2 pseudogenes are annotated in these 925 nt (G+C 74.4%); both read right to left on the bottom strand.

Annotation, left to right across the window (positions count from 1 at the left end):
- Window positions 1-546: pseudogene (locus KBX53_RS34330) on the bottom strand (adenosine deaminase); the annotation flags it as partial.
- Window positions 543-925, bottom strand: a pseudogene (locus KBX53_RS34325) (trans-aconitate 2-methyltransferase); the annotation flags it as partial. The pseudogenes KBX53_RS34325 and KBX53_RS34330, both read right to left, overlap by 4 nt.

Genomic DNA, 925 nt, shown 5'->3' with positions numbered 1-925 from the left:
GAACTGCGGTCGGGGCACGCCGATCTCCGGGCCGCCCAGGCCGAAACTGACCAGCCCGTCCGGGCGCTCGTCCAGCGCGATGCGCAGCGTCTCCTCGGCTGCCGGCAGGCCGGCCTCGCCGGGGATGTCGAAGCACCACTGCAGCTCGATGCCGAAGTCGGCCTGGGCGCGCTTGCGGGCGTCCTCGATGGCCTCGCAGAACGCCGGGGCGGGAATGCCCCGCCGGACGTGCGAGTACGGGGTGATGGTCAGCTCCGCGTACCGGACCTGCTGGCGGGCCAGCTCCCGGGCCACCTCGTGGGTGAGGATCCAGACGTCCTCCGGGTCCCGGATGAGGTCCACGACGCTCAGGTACACCTCGATGAAGTGCGCGAAGTCGCGGAACTCGAAGTAGGCGGCCAGCGCGTCCGGGTCCGTCGGCACGGGGGTGCGTCCCTCGTGGCGGGCGGCCAGCTCGGCGACGATCCGGGGCGAGGCGGAGCCGACGTGGTGCACGTGCAGCTCCGCCTTGGGCAGGCCGGCGATGAAGGTGGGCAGGTCGGTCACGGGTTCTCCTGAACATGGTCGCCGGTGCGGGCGACGACGAAGACGCGGCGGAACGGGAAGTACACCTGACCCTGCCGCACCGGGTACGCCGCGGCGAGCCGTACCCCCAGCTCGGCCCGGAAGGCGGACCAGCCGGCGGCGTCCAGCGCGGCCCGGACCGGGCGCAGCGCGGTGCCCTCCATCCAGACCAGCACCGGGTGCTCGGCCGCGGGTCGGGCCGGTAGCAGGTGCACGTAGGTAGTCTCCCAGGCGTCCACGGCGCAGCCGGCGGCGGTCAGCAGCGCCGCGTAGTCGGCCGGATCGTCGACCGGGTCGGCGCGCAGCAGCGGGGCGACGTCGGCCCGCCAGGTCGGCCGGTCGGCGACCTCCCGCAGGGCGC

The organism is Micromonospora sp. M51 (genome assembly GCF_018070305.1).
In the GTDB taxonomy this organism is placed as follows: Bacteria; Actinomycetota; Actinomycetes; order Mycobacteriales; family Micromonosporaceae; genus Micromonospora; species Micromonospora parva.
Note: the sequence above shows the minus strand (reverse complement) of the source record. Positions and strands in the feature narration are given on the sequence as shown.